Consider the following 15006-nt stretch of genomic DNA (forward strand, 5'->3'; position numbering starts at 1 on the left):
TTTTGGCTGTTGTGATTATAGTTGATTCTCTTTCAGGCAGTTGAATTCAATTTCCTGATCCTTATTTTTTATTTTATATCGCCTTTTCCAATTGCAGTTGACTGTTTTAGACTTAGGTTTTCCTGTTAAAAATTGTTCGTGATTTCTTGATTCTCGGATCCTTGTCTCTTGATTCCATTGAACATTCTTCATTTCCAATGGTCAATTGAACTACCAGCTTCCGCCAGCGCCGCCTCCGCCAAAGCCTCCGCCGCCAAAGCCTCCGCCGCCAAAGCCACCGCCTCCTCCAAAGCCGCCACCTCCGCCGCTGCCAAAGCCACCGCCACCACCAAAGGTGCCGCGGCCCAGTGAACTTAGAATAACTGCATCAAAAAGGGTGCTTCTGCCGCTTCTGCGGCCGCCGTTTCTCCCGCCACCTCTTTTCTTGCTCAGGGCTACCAGAATAACGATAAATACAATAAAGAAAATAATTGTTCTGATAGGAGTTCCCTGAGAATTGTTTCCACGGTTTGGTGTGCCTTCAAAAGTACCGCTAAGTACTTCAAATACTGCGTTGGTTCCCTTATTTAGGCCTGCGTAATAATCATTTTGTCTAAATTCCGGCAGGATAATATTTTCAATAATATCTTTAGTATTGGCATCGGTAAGATATTCTTCCAGACCATATCCGGTAGTGATCCAGACTTTACGATCATCTTCAGCTAGAAGAATCAATAAGCCATTATCATTTTTGCTTTGCCCAATTCCCCATTCCTGTGCCCAGTGCGCAGCGTAAGTGCCGGCATATTCCCCGTTAAGGGATTGAATAGTCGCCACAACAATTTGTGTGGAAGTGGTATCGGCATAATTAACAAGTTTCTGCTCCAACCTTTGTTCATCAGAAGAAGATAACATATCTGCTTCGTCATAGACGCTGGTTTCTTCTGAAGGCTTTGGCGGGATATCCCGTTGCGCAAGAAGAATACCGGTAAAGGCAAAAAGAAATAATAGTGTTAGGTTAAGCTTTTTAGAAAGTATAAGCATCTATCCTTTAGAGATTTTATCAGAAAGTTCGTTTACATCATTTTCTTTCCAGGGGAAGTGTTTTTGCAATTCTTTTCCGGCTTTTAAAACACCGTCAACCAGCCCCTGCTTAAACTTTCCTTGTTTAAATTGCGCTACAATAGCGTCTTTGGTACTTTCCCAGAAATCATTTTCAACCACATCATTTATACCCTTGTCACCATAAATCACAAAATTGCGATCTTCTACGGCAACATATATAAGTACACCATTGTCCTGTTTGGTGTTATCCATCTTGAGCATGTGAAAAACCTCCATGGCACGATCAAAAATATCTTTGCCACCGGTGGATTTCTCAAGATGCACCCGGATTTCTCCCGAAGTATTCTTCTCGGAAGTACGGATTGCTTCTACAATTTCTTCCTCTTCAGTTTTAGTTAGAAATTCTTCAGGTTTACTCATATCTCGTTATTAAAATTCTACTTCAGGGGCGTTTTCTGCTCCGGCTTCTGCTGCAAAAGGCGGTTTTCTCTCAAACCCGAACATCCCTGTAAAAATGTTGTTTGGGAATTTACGAATGTAAGTATTATATTCTCTAACCGATTCATTATATCGGGTTCTGGCGACACTTATACGATTTTCCGTTCCCTCTAATTGTGATTGTAATTGCTGAAAATTCTGATTGGCCCGCAATTGAGGATATCTTTCCACGGTTACCAAAAGCCTGGAAAGAGCTGAGCTTACCCCGCCTTGTGCCTGTTGAAATTGCTGAATTTGTTGCGGGTCCAGGTCATCGGCGTTAACGTTTACCGAAGTTGCTTTGGCGCGGGCTTCAATAACATCTGTTAAAGCACCCCGCTCAAAGTCGGCTGCCCCTTTAACGGTATTCACAAGATTTGGAATAAGATCACTTCTTCTCTGATAAGAAGTTTCTACATTGGCCCAGGTTTGCTTAACGCCTTCTTCAAGTTCCACGGCGGTATTGTTAACACCTGCAGTAAGGCTGTAAATTATAATTGCCACAACAACAATAATAACTGTGGGGATAAGCCATTTCTTCATAATTATAACTGATTTTTGATGTTTGTTAAGGTCGCTTTTATTCGCTCTAACTTACGAATAATTTCAAAATTGTTAAGGGTTTCCTGCTTTTCTTCTTTAAGATGAATCTTGGCACCTTCAAGGGTAAATCCACGCTCTTTTACCAGATGGAATATGAGCTCGAGATTTTTAATATCTTCCTGGGTAAATTTCCTATTGCCTTTGGCATTTTTTTTAGGTTTGATCACGTCAAACTCCTTCTCCCAAAACCTAATTAAGGAGGTATTAACCTTGAAAGCTTCGGCAACTTCGCCAATGCTGTAATAGCGTTTTTCAGGAAGATTGATGTGCATTAATCCAGAGATTGATTTTCTTGTTGTGCTTTTTCCAGAATTTGATCAAACTCTTCAGGAGAAAGGTTGCCGTAGTAAAAATTTATAGGATTTATCCTGTCGTCATCTTTAAAGATTTCGTAGTGCAGGTGTGGCGCTTCAGAACGGCCTGTGCTTCCCACAAATCCAATTACATCCCCGCGCTTCACCCTTTGGCCTGGTCTTACATTATATTTGTAAAGATGTCCATAAAGGCTGGTATAGCCATAGCCATGGTCTATTCTAATATGGTTTCCATACCCGGTTGAGCGGTTATCTGCTCTTTTTATCCGGCCGTCGCCCGTGGCGTAGACAGGAGTCCCCCGGGGAGCACTGAAATCCATGCCGTAATGAAATTTTTTCACTTTGGTAAAAGGATCGGTTCTCCAGCCGTATCCGGAGGCAATTTTCTTTAAATCTTCATTTTTTACCGGTTGAATAGCAGGAATTGCCGCCAGTAAACTTTCTTTTTCTTTTGCCAGTTCCGCAATTTCATCTAAAGATTTAGACTGTACCACCAGCTGCTTGGTAAGTATGTCCATACGTTTGCTGGTTTGGATAATGAGTTTGGAATTATCAAAACCCTCCAGGTCTTTATACCTGTTTATCCCTCCAAAACCTGCTTTTCTTTGCTCTTCGGGAATAGGGTTCGCTTCAAAATAAAGTCTGTAAATGTTGTTGTCCCGGTCTTCCACATTAGCTAAAACGTCCTGGATCTGGTCCATCTTCTTGTTCAGTAGCCCGTATTGCAGTTTCATGTTTTGCAATTCTCTTTTTAGCGCCTTTTCCTGCGGGGTTTCAATCTGGGGAATGTTCAGGTAAATTACCAGCAGGATAAAACCAGCCAGGAATGAACTAAGGATACTCAACAGGATAATTCCTAATTTCCGGCCTTTGCGGCGCTCGATTTTTTTATAGGAAAGGGTCTCGCTATCGTAAAAATATTTAACCTTCGACATGAGTTAAATTTATGCTATTTTTGCCATTCAATACTGCACAATTACTGTGCAAATTTAAACGGTAAACGAACAAATATAACAATTGTTTTATCGCCGTCATAATTTTGTAAAATCAGAACAGAAAAGCTTCATGAAATCGCAGGATATCCGAAACCAGTTTCTCGAATTTTTTAAAAGCAAAGAACATTCCGTAGTGCCATCGGCACCCATGGTTATTAAAGATGATCCAACGTTGATGTTTACCAATGCCGGGATGAATCAGTTTAAAGAATTCTTTTTGGGAAATTCCAAACCTAAAAACTCCCGTGTTACCGATACTCAAAAATGTTTGCGGGTTAGCGGGAAACATAATGACCTGGAAGAGGTGGGCCATGATACCTACCACCATACCATGTTTGAGATGCTTGGGAACTGGAGCTTTGGTGATTATTTCAAAAAAGAAGCCATTCATTGGGCCTGGGAGTTGCTAACAAAGGTTTATAAAATAAATCCTGAAAATCTCTATGTATCGGTTTTTGAGGGAAGTAAAGTTACTGATAAGCTGGAGCTGGATACCGAGGCACTGGAACTTTGGAAAGCTATTGTTCCTGAAGAAAGAATCATCTACGGCAATAAAAAAGACAATTTTTGGGAAATGGGAGATCAGGGGCCTTGCGGACCCTGTTCAGAAATTCATATCGATATTCGTTCTGAAGCAGAAAAAGCTGAAAAACCCGGCCGCGACCTGGTTAACGCAGACCATCCGCAGGTGGTGGAAATCTGGAACCTGGTTTTTATGCAATATAATCGCAAAGCTGATGGTTCCCTGGAAGATTTGCCTGCAAAACATATAGACACAGGGATGGGCTTTGAGCGCCTTTGTATGGTCTTGCAAGGGAAACAGTCCAATTATGAAACCGATGTTTTTACACCGTTAATCCATGAAATTGAAGCGGTAACCAACAGTAAATACGGTACTTCAGAAAAAACAAATATTGCCATTCGTGTAATTGCAGATCATGTGCGGGCAGTAACTTTTTCTATTGCAGACGGGCAATTGCCGAGCAATACCGGCGCCGGGTACGTGATAAGAAGGATTTTAAGAAGGGCGATTCGCTACGGATTTACTTTTCTTGATACCAAAGAACCATTTATCTACAAGCTCGTGGATACTTTAAGCCGGCAAATGGGCGATGCCTTTCCTGAACTGAAATCTCAGAAACAGCTGTGCGAAAATGTGATCAAGGAAGAAGAACATTCTTTCCTGAGAACTTTAGACCAGGGACTGGTGCTGCTGGAAAATATTATTGAAGAGGCTGAAGGAAAAAAGATTTCAGGAAAGAAGGCGTTTGAGCTTTATGACACTTATGGTTTTCCTATAGATTTGACAGCGCTAATTCTAAGAGAGCGCGGTTATGATCTTAATGAAGAGGAATTTGAAGCAGAGCTGAAAAAGCAAAAAGACCGTTCCCGCGCAGCTACACAAATTACCGCCGGGGATTGGGTAGAGCTGAATGACATTGAAAAAGAATCTTTTGTAGGTTATGACCATTTGGAAGCCGAAGTTAAAATTGCCAAATATCGTAAAGTGGAAACCAAAAAGCAGGGAGAGCTATTCCAGATCGTGCTGAATAAAACACCGTTTTATCCTGAAGGCGGGGGGCAGGTAGGCGATAAAGGTTACCTGGAAGCAGCCAACGGAAATGTTACCTACATCATCAATACTAAAAAGGAAAATAACCAGATCATCCATTTTGCCAAAACGCTGCCTGAAGATCCCCAAGCTGGTTTTACAGCAATTGTAGATGCAGAACAGCGTGCCCGCACGGCGGCCAACCATACCGCCACCCATTTGCTGCACCAGGCACTTAGAAATATCCTGGGTGAACATGTGGAGCAAAAAGGCTCTATGGTGCAAAGCGGCTACTTGAGGTTTGATTTTTCCCATTTCAGTAAAGTTTCTAAAGAAAAGCTGGAAGAAGTGGAAGCTTTTGTGAATACAAGAATAAAGGAAAATCATGAACTTTTAGAGCAGCGTGACCTGGTATACCAGGAAGCTATAGATCAGGGTGCTATAGCATTATTTGGGGAGAAATATGGAGATTCGGTAAGGGCCATTCGCTTTGGCGATTCCATGGAGCTTTGCGGTGGAACCCACGTGCAGAAAACTTCACATATCTGGTATTTTAAAATTGTTGGAGAAAGCGCTGTGGCTTCAGGAATTAGAAGAATTGAAGCCATAACCGGAGATGCCGTAAAAGACTATTTTGCCAATCAGGACAAAACTTTGCAGGAGGTAAAATTACTTCTGAAGAACTCAAAGGATCCTGTGAAATCCATAAGCAGCATCCAAGAGGAAAATTCAGAATTAAAAAGGCAGGTGGAAAGTCTGCTGAAGGATAAGGCAAAAGCTTTAAAATCTGACCTTAAAAATGAAGTCAAAGAAATAAATGGCATTAACTTTTTGGCAAAACTGGTAGATCTGGATGCAAGTGGAATAAAAGATTTGGCTTTTCAGCTTGACAATGAAATGGAAAACCTTTTTCTTGTCTTCGGCACCGAGCAGAACGGCAAGGCTTTACTTTCCTGCTATATTTCTAAAAACCTGGTTACCGAAAAAGATTTAAACGCCGGGAATGTTGTGCGGGAGCTCGGAAAATATATCCAGGGCGGCGGCGGCGGACAGCCTTTCTTTGCCACGGCCGGAGGAAAAAATCCTTCAGGCTTAAATGAAGCCCTGCAAAAGGCAAAAGACTTTGTGAAATAAACTTTTTTGCCGCATAAGTTCAATGTTTGGTGCCTTTATCCAAAAGCAAAAGAATACATGAAATTCAGAACAATAATACCTGCAGAGGAACAGCAGCCAAAAATAAATTACCATTCTAAAATTTTTATGCTGGGTTCCTGTTTTACCGGGAACATTGGAGAAAAACTGGATTATTTTAAATTTCAGAATTACCGTAATCCTTTCGGTATATTTTTTCATCCATTGGCTATTGAAAATTTTCTGGAACGCCTGGTTTCCAAATATAAATTTAAAGACGAGGATGTTTTCAGGCAAAACGAGCAATGGCATTGTTTTGAAGCACATTCTGAATTAAGTAGCAGTAATAAGAAAAATCTGCTGCAGGATCTGAATTCAGGTTTAAGAAATTCAGATAAATTCCTGAAATCGGCTACTCATATAGTCATCACTTTGGGAACCGGGTGGGGATATTATCATAAAGATCTTGGTATAACGGTTGCCAACTGCCATAAGGTTCCACAGCAGGAATTTGAAAAACGGCTTATGACGGTAGATGAGATAAGGCAGAGTCTGCTGCAGATTTTATCTTCTATTCACCTGATTAATCCCAATGCCTCAGTTATATTTAATATCTCGCCGGTAAGGCACCTAAAAGATGGATTTGTAGATAATCAGTGGTCTAAGGCTAATCTTATAGCTGCATTGCAACAGTGCCTGGCCGAATTTTCCCAAAATGAGGAATGGAACAGGACCCTCTCTTATTTTCCCAGTTATGAAATTATGATGGATGAATTACGGGATTACAGGTTTTATGCGGAAGATATGCTTCACCCTAATAAAACTGCAGTGGAATATATCTGGAATCATTTTTATGAAGTATGGGTTTCTTCTGACGCTGAGGGAACAATGAAGGAAGTTGAGAAGATTCAGAAAAGCCTTTCACACCGTTCTTTTAACAGCAAATCCAGGGCTCATCAAAAATTCCAGAAACAACTTCAGGATAGGATTAATGACCTGCGGTCACAGTTTTCACATATCAGGTTTTAACATGTTACTCAACTAGCATTTAGGTAGATATAACCTTAATTTAAATTCCAAATTGATTTGGGATTTTAAATAAACTGTATTTTTACATTGCAGATCCTGAAAGTTATACATTTAGTAAAGAATGCGCATTCTTTACTGCTAACTATTGAGGTTTGTAAATCTAAAATTTGTTGGGGTAGATTTTAGTAAGTTAATCTAATGGACGGGTGGGGCCGCCCATTAGTGCTTTATGAAACGAACCTAATTCCTCTTTGAAGCCTTACATAAATGCGTTTCTTACATTTATTACTCCTGAAGGAATTTTCTTTGTATTTTACTCCAAAATTATAATATGAAAAAAGTCCTGTTGGGAGTCCTGGGAATTTTACTTCTTTTCTTTGCATATAAATACTATCAAAATCAAAAAAATGAGCGTGAAAGGCTCCATGAAAATACTTCATTAATACAGGAACAGATCCGCAACGTTGGAAAACTGGTAGTAACCGAAGGCACTTTTTCACAAGTTTATTCCTATAAAGATTCAAAAAAGTTTTATCTGGATATATTTTCTGCCCGCAAAAAAGCGCTAATTATTGTAAACGCGGAAGTAAGCGTAGCATATGATTTAAGTAAGCTGCAGGTTGAGGTGAATGAAGATGAAAAAATTGTGAATATTATCTCTATTCCTGAAGAAGAAATAAATATAAATCCGGATATTCAATATTACGATGTTACCCAGGATTATCTAAATAAGTTTGATGCTTCAGATTATAATAAAATAAAAGAGCGCATCAATAAGTCCATCCGAAGGAAAGTCGAAAACTCCAATTTAAAATCAAATGCAAAAAACCGGCTTATAAGCGAGCTTCAGAAAATATACATTCTCACCAGTTCCATGGGATGGAAGCTAACCTATAATGAAAATCCAATTCAGAATTCAGAAGAACTGGAAGAAATCAAAATGTAGATTAGCTTACCAGCTGTGCATTGACCATGCGTATTCCATCTTCAATTAAATGAGCAGTTTTCGGTCTTTTGGATTTAAGGTTTTCCAGGTGGTCCAGTACTTCATTTGCAAGTTTCTGATCTTTGTAAACAGCAAGCTCATAAATTTCTACGGAAAGCAGCCAGTCCTTTGGGTGATGTTTCTTCAGGATATCAAAAGCAGCATTCAGGGAAAATTTTGTGTTTTTTCCTTCTCGTATATGCCTTACCGCTTCGTAAAGATTTTCCAACTCTTCCCGCTCCGGCGTCTTCTTACTTTTTATGGTTGTGGAAGAAGTTTTGTGAGTAATCAGATCAAATGAATAATTATCGGCTGGTCCAGCAAAAGCCGATATTATTTCTTTTCCAACAGCCATATCAAATCTTCCCCATTCCGGTCTAAATAGAATCTTTTCTCCATTTGTTACAGTGCAATTTTTAAAGCTGATAAGGATGATTTTTCCCTGCAGGTTTCGGGTGCCGGTAATTATTTCTCCTTTTACCACAATGCCACCTTCAAATTCCAGTTTTACATCTTCACCTTCATAAATATCATAAGCCCTTAGATCACGGGGACTCATATCTTCAATAGCAAGATTAATCCCCTTTAGTTTACCAATAGGAGAACCAAAACCATCAGGATGATTTTCGGTGCCATGACCCACCAGTTCCTTTTCCCGGTAAGACAATGCCGTTTTTCCTTTGGTTTTAATGTAAACCGGTTTCCCGTCTTTTTCAATTACATCAGTAAAATCTCCAGATATTTGTAAGCCGGTACTTAATTCAATGGTTCCAATATTTTTAGAGTCTATCAGCTTCTGAATACCTTCCAGTCCACCTTTACGTAATGCCATAGAATTTGCAAATTCTTCCAGCACCAGGCTTAGGTGAGCAAAATCTGGTGTGACATAAAGCTGGGGCTGAGGTTTGGTAATATCAAAATCCTGCTTAACAGCTTCAATAGTGTAGGGCAGTTTTGCTACTTTATCGGTCATGCACCAGGTGCTTTCTCCAATGGAAGATAAAAGTCCGGCACCGTAAATTTTCGGATTTTCAGGCGTGCCTATTAAACCATATTCCACCGTCCACCAGTGCAAATTTCGTATTTGCGCCATTTCACTGGTTGTTTCTATGTTGTTCTGTAGAAAATCCACTTTTTCTTCAGCTGCTTTAATTTCCTCTTCGGGGGTATCTTCAGCTTCTTTTAAGATACTGAGCAGGCGTATGGCTTCATAGATTTCATAATCCCGGGAACTGGAAATTGCCTTACAACCAATTTCACCAAACCTCCTCAGGTATTCAGCATATTCAGGATTGGCAATAATTGGAGCGTGGCCGGCACCTTCGTGGATAATATCTGGTGCGGGGGTATATTCAATATGCTCGAGTTGTCTGATGTCACTGGCGATCACCAGTACGTTAAAGGCCTGAAATTCCATAAATGCAGCTGGCGGAATAAAACCGTCCACAGCAACCGCTGCCCAGCCAATTTCCTTTAAAATTCTGTTCATCCCGTACATATTAGGAATATGGTCTATGGAAATTCCTGTTTTCTTCAATCCTTCCAGATAAGAGGAATGGGCCACTCTACTAAGATATTGCACATTTTTGCGCATTACATAACGCCACACCGCCTGGTTAACGGGCGTATAATTGTCGTAATTCTGCGGTTTTATATATTGCTGAAGGTGTGCCGGCAGCCGGTCCAGTATTTCGTTGGATTGAATTTTATCAAGCATAATTGTGTGGTTTGAACTAAAGGTAAGCAATTTGCAGTTCAAAATGATGTTTCCGGAACGGCTGAAAATTAAAAAAGCCCCTCTAAAGGGGCCGGATAAAGATCTATTCATTTGATCCCGGAGGATATTTTTCTAAAATTTTACTTACAATTTCATTAATTCGCTCCTGTTTCCTTTCAACTTTCTCTGCCAGGGCAGCAGTTCCCATTCCCTGCCAAACCAGTTCCATATCTTCAGAGTCAATGAGGTCCAAATATAAAGTTCCTTCACTTGTACGGTTTACGGTATTATAACCAGATCCCCAGTACCATGGGCTCCATCCCCAACCATATCCCCAGCCGGGCATATTGTTTTGATAAATATTAATATTTTCATTCGTTTTTGTAAAAATGCTTACCAAAAGATCGGGGTTTTCAGATTTTGTAAAGCCTTTTTTGTTCATTTCCTGCTCAATAGCTCTCAGGATCCTTTTTTTATCAAGGTCTGAAATTTCAGCTTTATCAATTCCCGGCTTAAAAAAAGCATAGGTATTATAAGAACCAAAATTGGCTTCGCGGTCATAATCGGAAGCAACCTGTACAGTGCTGCAGGAAGTTATTAAAACTGTGGCAAGCAACAGAAATGGTGTAAATTTTAATATTTTCATTTTCATAAAATTTTAATCGGCCGTTAAACCTCCCTTAGTACTGGTTGCTATTGGCCTTTGTTATCTGCCCGCTAAAGGGCTTATAATTTAAGTTAAAGTTGATATACATCTAATCTTTTAGAAGCGCCTCATCCACCAAATTAGGAATGGTTAATTTTAATCCCGGCTCCATTTGCATAGCTCGCTTTGCCGTAAAGATTGCTCCTTTATTTCTCGCCCAGGAGCGCCTCGCAATGCCATTATTTACATCCCAAAAAAGCATGGACTTTAGTCGCTCTTCAGATAAAGAATTACCCTCAAGAATCATGCCGAATCCACCATTTATTACCTCTCCCCAGCCTATTCCGCCGCCATTGTGAATGCTTACCCAGGTAGCACCTCTAAAGCTGTCCCCAATTACATTTTGTATGGCCATATCTGCCGTAAAGCCGGAGCCATCGTAAATATTACTGGTTTCTCGATAGGGAGAATCTGTGCCGGAAACATCATGATGATCCCTTCCTAAAACTACAGGTCCTATTTCATTTTTTGCAATAGCATCATTAAATGCTTTGGCAATTGCTATACGTCCTATCGCATCAGCATAAAGAATCCTGGCCTGTGAGCCTACCACGAGTTTATTCTCTTGTGCACCTTTAATCCAATTGATATTATCTGCCATTTGCTGCTGAATTTCTTCCGGGGCGTCTTCTTTTAATTCCTGAAGCACTTCCGTGGCGATTTTATCAGTTTTTAGCAGGTCTTCTTCTTTTCCTGAAGTACAAACCCAGCGGAAAGGCCCAAAGCCATAATCAAAACACATGGGACCCATAATATCCTGCACATAACTGGGGTATTTAAACTGCTGCCCGTCTTCAGCCATAATATCGGCCCCGGCACGGGAAGCTTCCAGTAAAAATGCATTTCCATAGTCGAAGAAATAGGTGCCGCGGGCGGTATGTTTATTTATAGCCGCGGTTTGCCGTCTTAAACTTTCCTGTACTTTCTCTTTAAAGGCTTCAGGATCTGCAGACATTAATTGTTGTGCTTCTTCAAAAGTCAGGCCTGCAGGATAATACCCACCGGACCAGGGGTTGTGCAGCGAAGTCTGGTCACTTCCCAGGTCAATAAATATATTCTCTTTATCAAAATATTCCCATACTTTCACAATATTGCCGTGGTAAGCAATGGAAACAACTTCTTTTCCTTCTTTTGCTTTTTTAACTCTTTCAGCTAATTCCGCTAAATCATTAATAACTTCATCTATCCAACCCTGGCTGTGCCTGGTTTCAATGGCTTTTAGGTTCACTTCAGCACAAACGGTGATACAGCCGGCGATATTTCCCGCTTTTGGCTGGGCACCGCTCATGCCTCCCAGACCGGAGGTAACAAATAATTTTCCGCTAAGGTCTTCACCGTTTTTGGCAATTTTCCTGCCTGCATTTAAAATGGTGATGGTGGTGCCGTGAACAATCCCCTGCGGACCAATGTACATATAACTTCCCGCTGTCATTTGCCCGTACTGTGTTACGCCAAGGGCATTATATTTCTCTAAATCATCAGGTTTTGAATAATTGGGAATCATCATACCGTTGGTCACCACTACACGTGGGGCGTATTTATTGGAAGGGAACAGGCCCATGGGATGGCCGGAATAAACAGCCAGTGTTTGGTCTTCTTCCATTTCAGCCAGGTATTTCATGGTAAGCAGGTATTGCGCCCAATTTTGGAAAACCGAGCCATTGCCTCCGTAGGTAATCAATTCTTCCGGATGTTGGGCTACCTGTGGATCCAGGTTGTTCTGGATCATGAGCATGATTCCTTTTGCCTGCAGGCATTTCCCGGGATATTCTTCAATTGGCCGGGCATATATTTCGTAATCAGGCTTAAAACGGTACATATAAATACGGCCGAACTTCTCCAGCTCTCCCTTAAACTCCGGTAGTAAAATTTCATGGTGCCTGGGTTCAAAATACCGTAAGGCATTTTCCAGCGCCAGTTTTTTCTCTTCCGCAGTTAAAATATCTTTGCGTTTTGGCGCATGATTTGCCTCCTCGTTGTAAGGCTTCTTTTCTGGCAATTCTGAAGGAATTCCCTGTAGTACCTGCTTTTTATAATTCATTTTCCCAATTTTAGATTCATACTATAATTCACTTGGCATTTTGGAGAAATAGAAGCTGCATTTTTGCAGGATCGGGAGAAGTTTATTCCTGCCGGTTTGTTTTTTTGTTATAGCCGTAGGGGCAGTGCCGGCAACCGCTTTCGCAGCAATAACCTCTTTTTAGATGATATTGTTCGGTAAAACATTTATAACCTTCCGGTGTAAGATAGTAATCTCCTTCTTCCAACGGAATTCTTTTCTTAGAAAAACTCATAGCACAAAATTACAAATTCTTATCTTGAAAGAATGATAGTGGTGGTGAACAAATATTTACTGGCAAAAGGCTTTAAAGGGGTGAGTTTGTGGCCTTTTATTATCGTGAAATATTCCGGTTATAAAGGAGATGAAATTTTTATTAATCATGAGAAAATTCATCTGCGACAACAGCTTGAGTTGCTTATAATTCCTTTCTACCTCTGGTATACTGCGGAATTTCTTATCCGTTGCCTTCAGTATAAAAATGCTTATAAGGCTTACCGGAACATCAGTTTTGAGAAAGAAGCATATCAGCAGGAAAAGGATTTCTCCTATTTAAGTCGAAGAAATATCTGGTCTTTTCTGAAATATCTCTAGCATTTCATTGTGAGGCAGGAGCGGCTTTTTAATCTTTGTATTATGGCCGATTTTCTTAATGCTGAAATCACCGCAGTCCCGAACCAGTTCATTACAAACTTCGGAACTATTTCGCTTTATCTGAAGCGGGAAGACCTGCTGCATCCTGAAGTTTCCGGCAACAAGTTTAGAAAATTAAAATACAACATCGCTGAAGCAAAAAAGCAGGGAAAGCTCAAAATTCTGACTTTTGGAGGAGCATTTTCCAACCATATCTCCGCAACGGCGGTTGCGGGAAAAATATCAGGCCTAAAAACAATAGGAATTATTAGAGGAGAGGAATTGGGGCATGACCTGCCGAAAACTTTAAAATTTAATGACACGCTTAAATTTGCCAATTCTTGTGGGATGCAACTTAAATTCATTTCCCGGGAAAAATACCGACACAAAGAAGATGCTGTTTTTATTGAAGAATTAAAAAAGGAATTTGGTGATTTTTATCTGGTTTCGGAAGGCGGAACAAATGCTTTAGCAATTAAAGGCTGCGAAGAAATAATCACTTCGGCAGATGAGGAATTTGATTATATCTGTACTTCAGTGGGAACCGGCGGCACGTTTTCTGGAATCATCAATGCCTCCTGTAGCCATCATAAGGTGTTGGGGTTTTCAGCATTAAAAGGAGATTTTCTTACTTCCGAAGTAAAAGAGAGCGTAAATAAAGAAAACTGGAAAATTATTACAGATTACCATTTTGGTGGTTATGCAAAGGTAAATGCTGAATTGATCAATTTCATCAATCAGTTTAAAGAAGAATATAATATTCTGCTGGATCCTGTTTACACGGGCAAATTACTTTTTGGTATTTTTGCGATGATCGAAAAAGGTCAATTTCCGAAGAATTCAAAAATTCTTGCCGTCCATACGGGAGGAATACAGGGAATTGCCGGAATGAACAAACGATTGAAAAAGAAAAATCTGCCCTTAATCCATTTATAAATATGAAGGTTAAACAACTTGTTTTATTATGTATGCTGAGTGTTTTTCTTTTTTCCTGCGGAAGTAAGAAAAAAGCAGCGAACAGGCGTGGTTCCAACAGGGAAATGGTGAGCAGGAGGGTAGTACCTGCTGAAGTGGAAAATAATGTACGTAAAAACAGTGGCCCCGTGACTTATGCCGTAAGTGTGGAACATTACATCCAGCTTTTTGCGCCAATTGCTATGGAAGAAATGAAACTATATAAAATCCCGGCCAGTATTACGCTGGCGCAGGGCATTCTTGAATCTGGAGCTGGCCGTGGCGAACTTTCCAGAAGGGCAAACAATCATTTCGGGATAAAATGCCATGACTGGAAGGGCGCAAAAGTTTATCATGATGACGACCGCCGGCAGGAGTGTTTCAGGAAATATAACGATCCAAAATATTCCTATCGGGACCATTCTCTTTTTTTAGCAAAAAGAGGGCGGTATGCAGATTTGTTTACGCTTGATGCCGATGATTATAAAGGTTGGGCGAGAGGCCTCAAAAAAGCGGGTTATGCAACAGACAGGAGATATCCCGATAAACTTATTGACCTGGTTGAAAAATACCAATTATATAAATTTGATGAAGAGGTGTTGGGGAGACCTTCCCGAAATTATGCTGAACTGGCCGAGGGTAATGATACTTCTACTTCTACCTATGTGGTGAAAAAGGGAGATACCCTTTATTCTATCTCAAAAAGATATAATACAACAGTTGCTGAAATCCAGCGTTCCAATAATCTCGACGGTACCTCCATTTCTATAGGGCAGGTGTTGTACATTAATTAAAGAAAACGAAAGT

15 protein-coding genes are annotated in these 15006 nt (G+C 40.4%); 6 read left to right on the top strand and 9 right to left on the bottom strand.

Annotated features, from left to right (window positions below):
• Positions 1 to 210 precede the first annotated feature (210 nt).
• Genes RM539_RS03245 through RM539_RS03265 form a run of 5 tightly spaced genes read right to left on the bottom strand, consistent with a single transcriptional unit; the run spans position 211 to position 3373 of the window.
• Entirely contained in the window at positions 211 to 1023 is an 813-nt protein-coding gene (locus tag RM539_RS03245) for a TPM domain-containing protein (protein WP_311502000.1), read from the bottom strand.
• On the bottom strand, positions 1024 to 1464 hold the full coding sequence (locus tag RM539_RS03250) for a TPM domain-containing protein (RefSeq protein WP_311502001.1): 441 nt from the start codon (positions 1462 to 1464) through the stop codon (positions 1024 to 1026). It abuts the gene before it with no gap.
• 9 nt (positions 1465 to 1473) lie between these two features.
• Positions 1474 to 2064 carry a LemA family protein gene (locus tag RM539_RS03255; protein WP_311502002.1) on the bottom strand — a complete coding sequence of 197 codons (591 nt, stop codon included), beginning with the start codon at positions 2062 to 2064 and terminating at the stop codon, positions 1474 to 1476.
• 2 nt (positions 2065 to 2066) lie between these two features.
• On the bottom strand, positions 2067 to 2396 hold the full coding sequence (locus tag RM539_RS03260) for a MerR family transcriptional regulator (RefSeq protein ID WP_311502003.1): 330 nt from the start codon (positions 2394 to 2396) through the stop codon (positions 2067 to 2069).
• The gene (locus RM539_RS03265; protein WP_311502004.1) at positions 2396 to 3373 is read right to left on the bottom strand and encodes a M23 family metallopeptidase; all 978 of its coding nucleotides are present in this window, start codon (positions 3371 to 3373) and stop codon (positions 2396 to 2398) included. Before RM539_RS03265 ends, RM539_RS03260 begins: the two co-directional genes overlap by 1 nt.
• Before the next feature lie 130 nt (positions 3374 to 3503).
• On the opposite strand from RM539_RS03265, the gene alaS reads away from it, so the two are divergent.
• The 3 genes from alaS (at position 3504) to RM539_RS03280 (ending at position 8091) form a co-directional block, all read left to right on the top strand.
• The gene (gene alaS / locus RM539_RS03270) at positions 3504 to 6119 is read left to right on the top strand and encodes an alanine--tRNA ligase (protein ID WP_311502005.1); all 2616 of its coding nucleotides are present in this window, start codon (positions 3504 to 3506) and stop codon (positions 6117 to 6119) included.
• 57 nt (positions 6120 to 6176) lie between these two features.
• Positions 6177 to 7145: a GSCFA domain-containing protein gene (locus RM539_RS03275; protein WP_311502006.1), complete on the top strand. Its 969-nt coding sequence runs from the start codon at positions 6177 to 6179 to the stop codon at positions 7143 to 7145.
• 331 nt (positions 7146 to 7476) lie between these two features.
• A complete protein-coding gene (locus RM539_RS03280; RefSeq protein WP_311502007.1) occupies positions 7477 to 8091 on the top strand; it encodes a DUF4230 domain-containing protein in 615 nt (204 codons plus the stop codon).
• A 1-nt stretch (position 8092) separates the two neighbouring features.
• On the opposite strand, the gene RM539_RS03285 is transcribed toward RM539_RS03280, so the two are convergent.
• The 4 genes from RM539_RS03285 to RM539_RS03300 form a co-directional block, all read right to left on the bottom strand.
• Positions 8093 to 9847, bottom strand: a complete 1755-nt coding sequence (locus RM539_RS03285; RefSeq protein ID WP_311502008.1) for an aromatic amino acid hydroxylase — start codon at positions 9845 to 9847, stop codon at positions 8093 to 8095.
• Positions 9848 to 9950: 103 nt separating this feature from the next.
• A complete protein-coding gene (locus RM539_RS03290; RefSeq protein WP_311502009.1) occupies positions 9951 to 10493 on the bottom strand; it encodes a DUF4136 domain-containing protein in 543 nt (180 codons plus the stop codon).
• A gap of 109 nt (positions 10494 to 10602) precedes the next feature.
• Complete coding sequence (hutU, locus tag RM539_RS03295; RefSeq protein WP_311502010.1) at positions 10603 to 12594, bottom strand: urocanate hydratase; 1992 nt, start codon at positions 12592 to 12594, stop codon at positions 10603 to 10605.
• 82 nt (positions 12595 to 12676) lie between these two features.
• Positions 12677 to 12847: a C1orf53 family protein gene (locus RM539_RS03300; protein WP_311502011.1), complete on the bottom strand. Its 171-nt coding sequence runs from the start codon at positions 12845 to 12847 to the stop codon at positions 12677 to 12679.
• 32 nt (positions 12848 to 12879) lie between these two features.
• Between RM539_RS03300 and RM539_RS03305 the strand changes: the two genes are divergently transcribed.
• From RM539_RS03305 to RM539_RS03315, 3 genes are read left to right on the top strand one after another with little or no spacing between them, the layout of a single operon-like run.
• On the top strand, positions 12880 to 13206 hold the full coding sequence (locus RM539_RS03305; protein ID WP_311502012.1) for a hypothetical protein: 327 nt from the start codon (positions 12880 to 12882) through the stop codon (positions 13204 to 13206).
• Between the two features lie 42 nt (positions 13207 to 13248).
• Positions 13249 to 14181, top strand: coding sequence for a 1-aminocyclopropane-1-carboxylate deaminase/D-cysteine desulfhydrase (locus RM539_RS03310; protein WP_311502013.1), 933 nt, complete (start codon positions 13249 to 13251; stop codon positions 14179 to 14181).
• Positions 14182 to 14183: 2 nt separating this feature from the next.
• Positions 14184 to 14993 (top strand): glucosaminidase domain-containing protein, encoded by an 810-nt coding sequence (locus tag RM539_RS03315; protein WP_311502014.1) that lies wholly within the window; start codon positions 14184 to 14186, stop codon positions 14991 to 14993.
• Positions 14994 to 15006 lie beyond the last annotated feature (13 nt).

This window comes from Autumnicola musiva, from assembly GCF_031846585.1.
GTDB classification, from domain to species: Bacteria; Bacteroidota; Bacteroidia; order Flavobacteriales; family Flavobacteriaceae; genus Autumnicola; species Autumnicola musiva.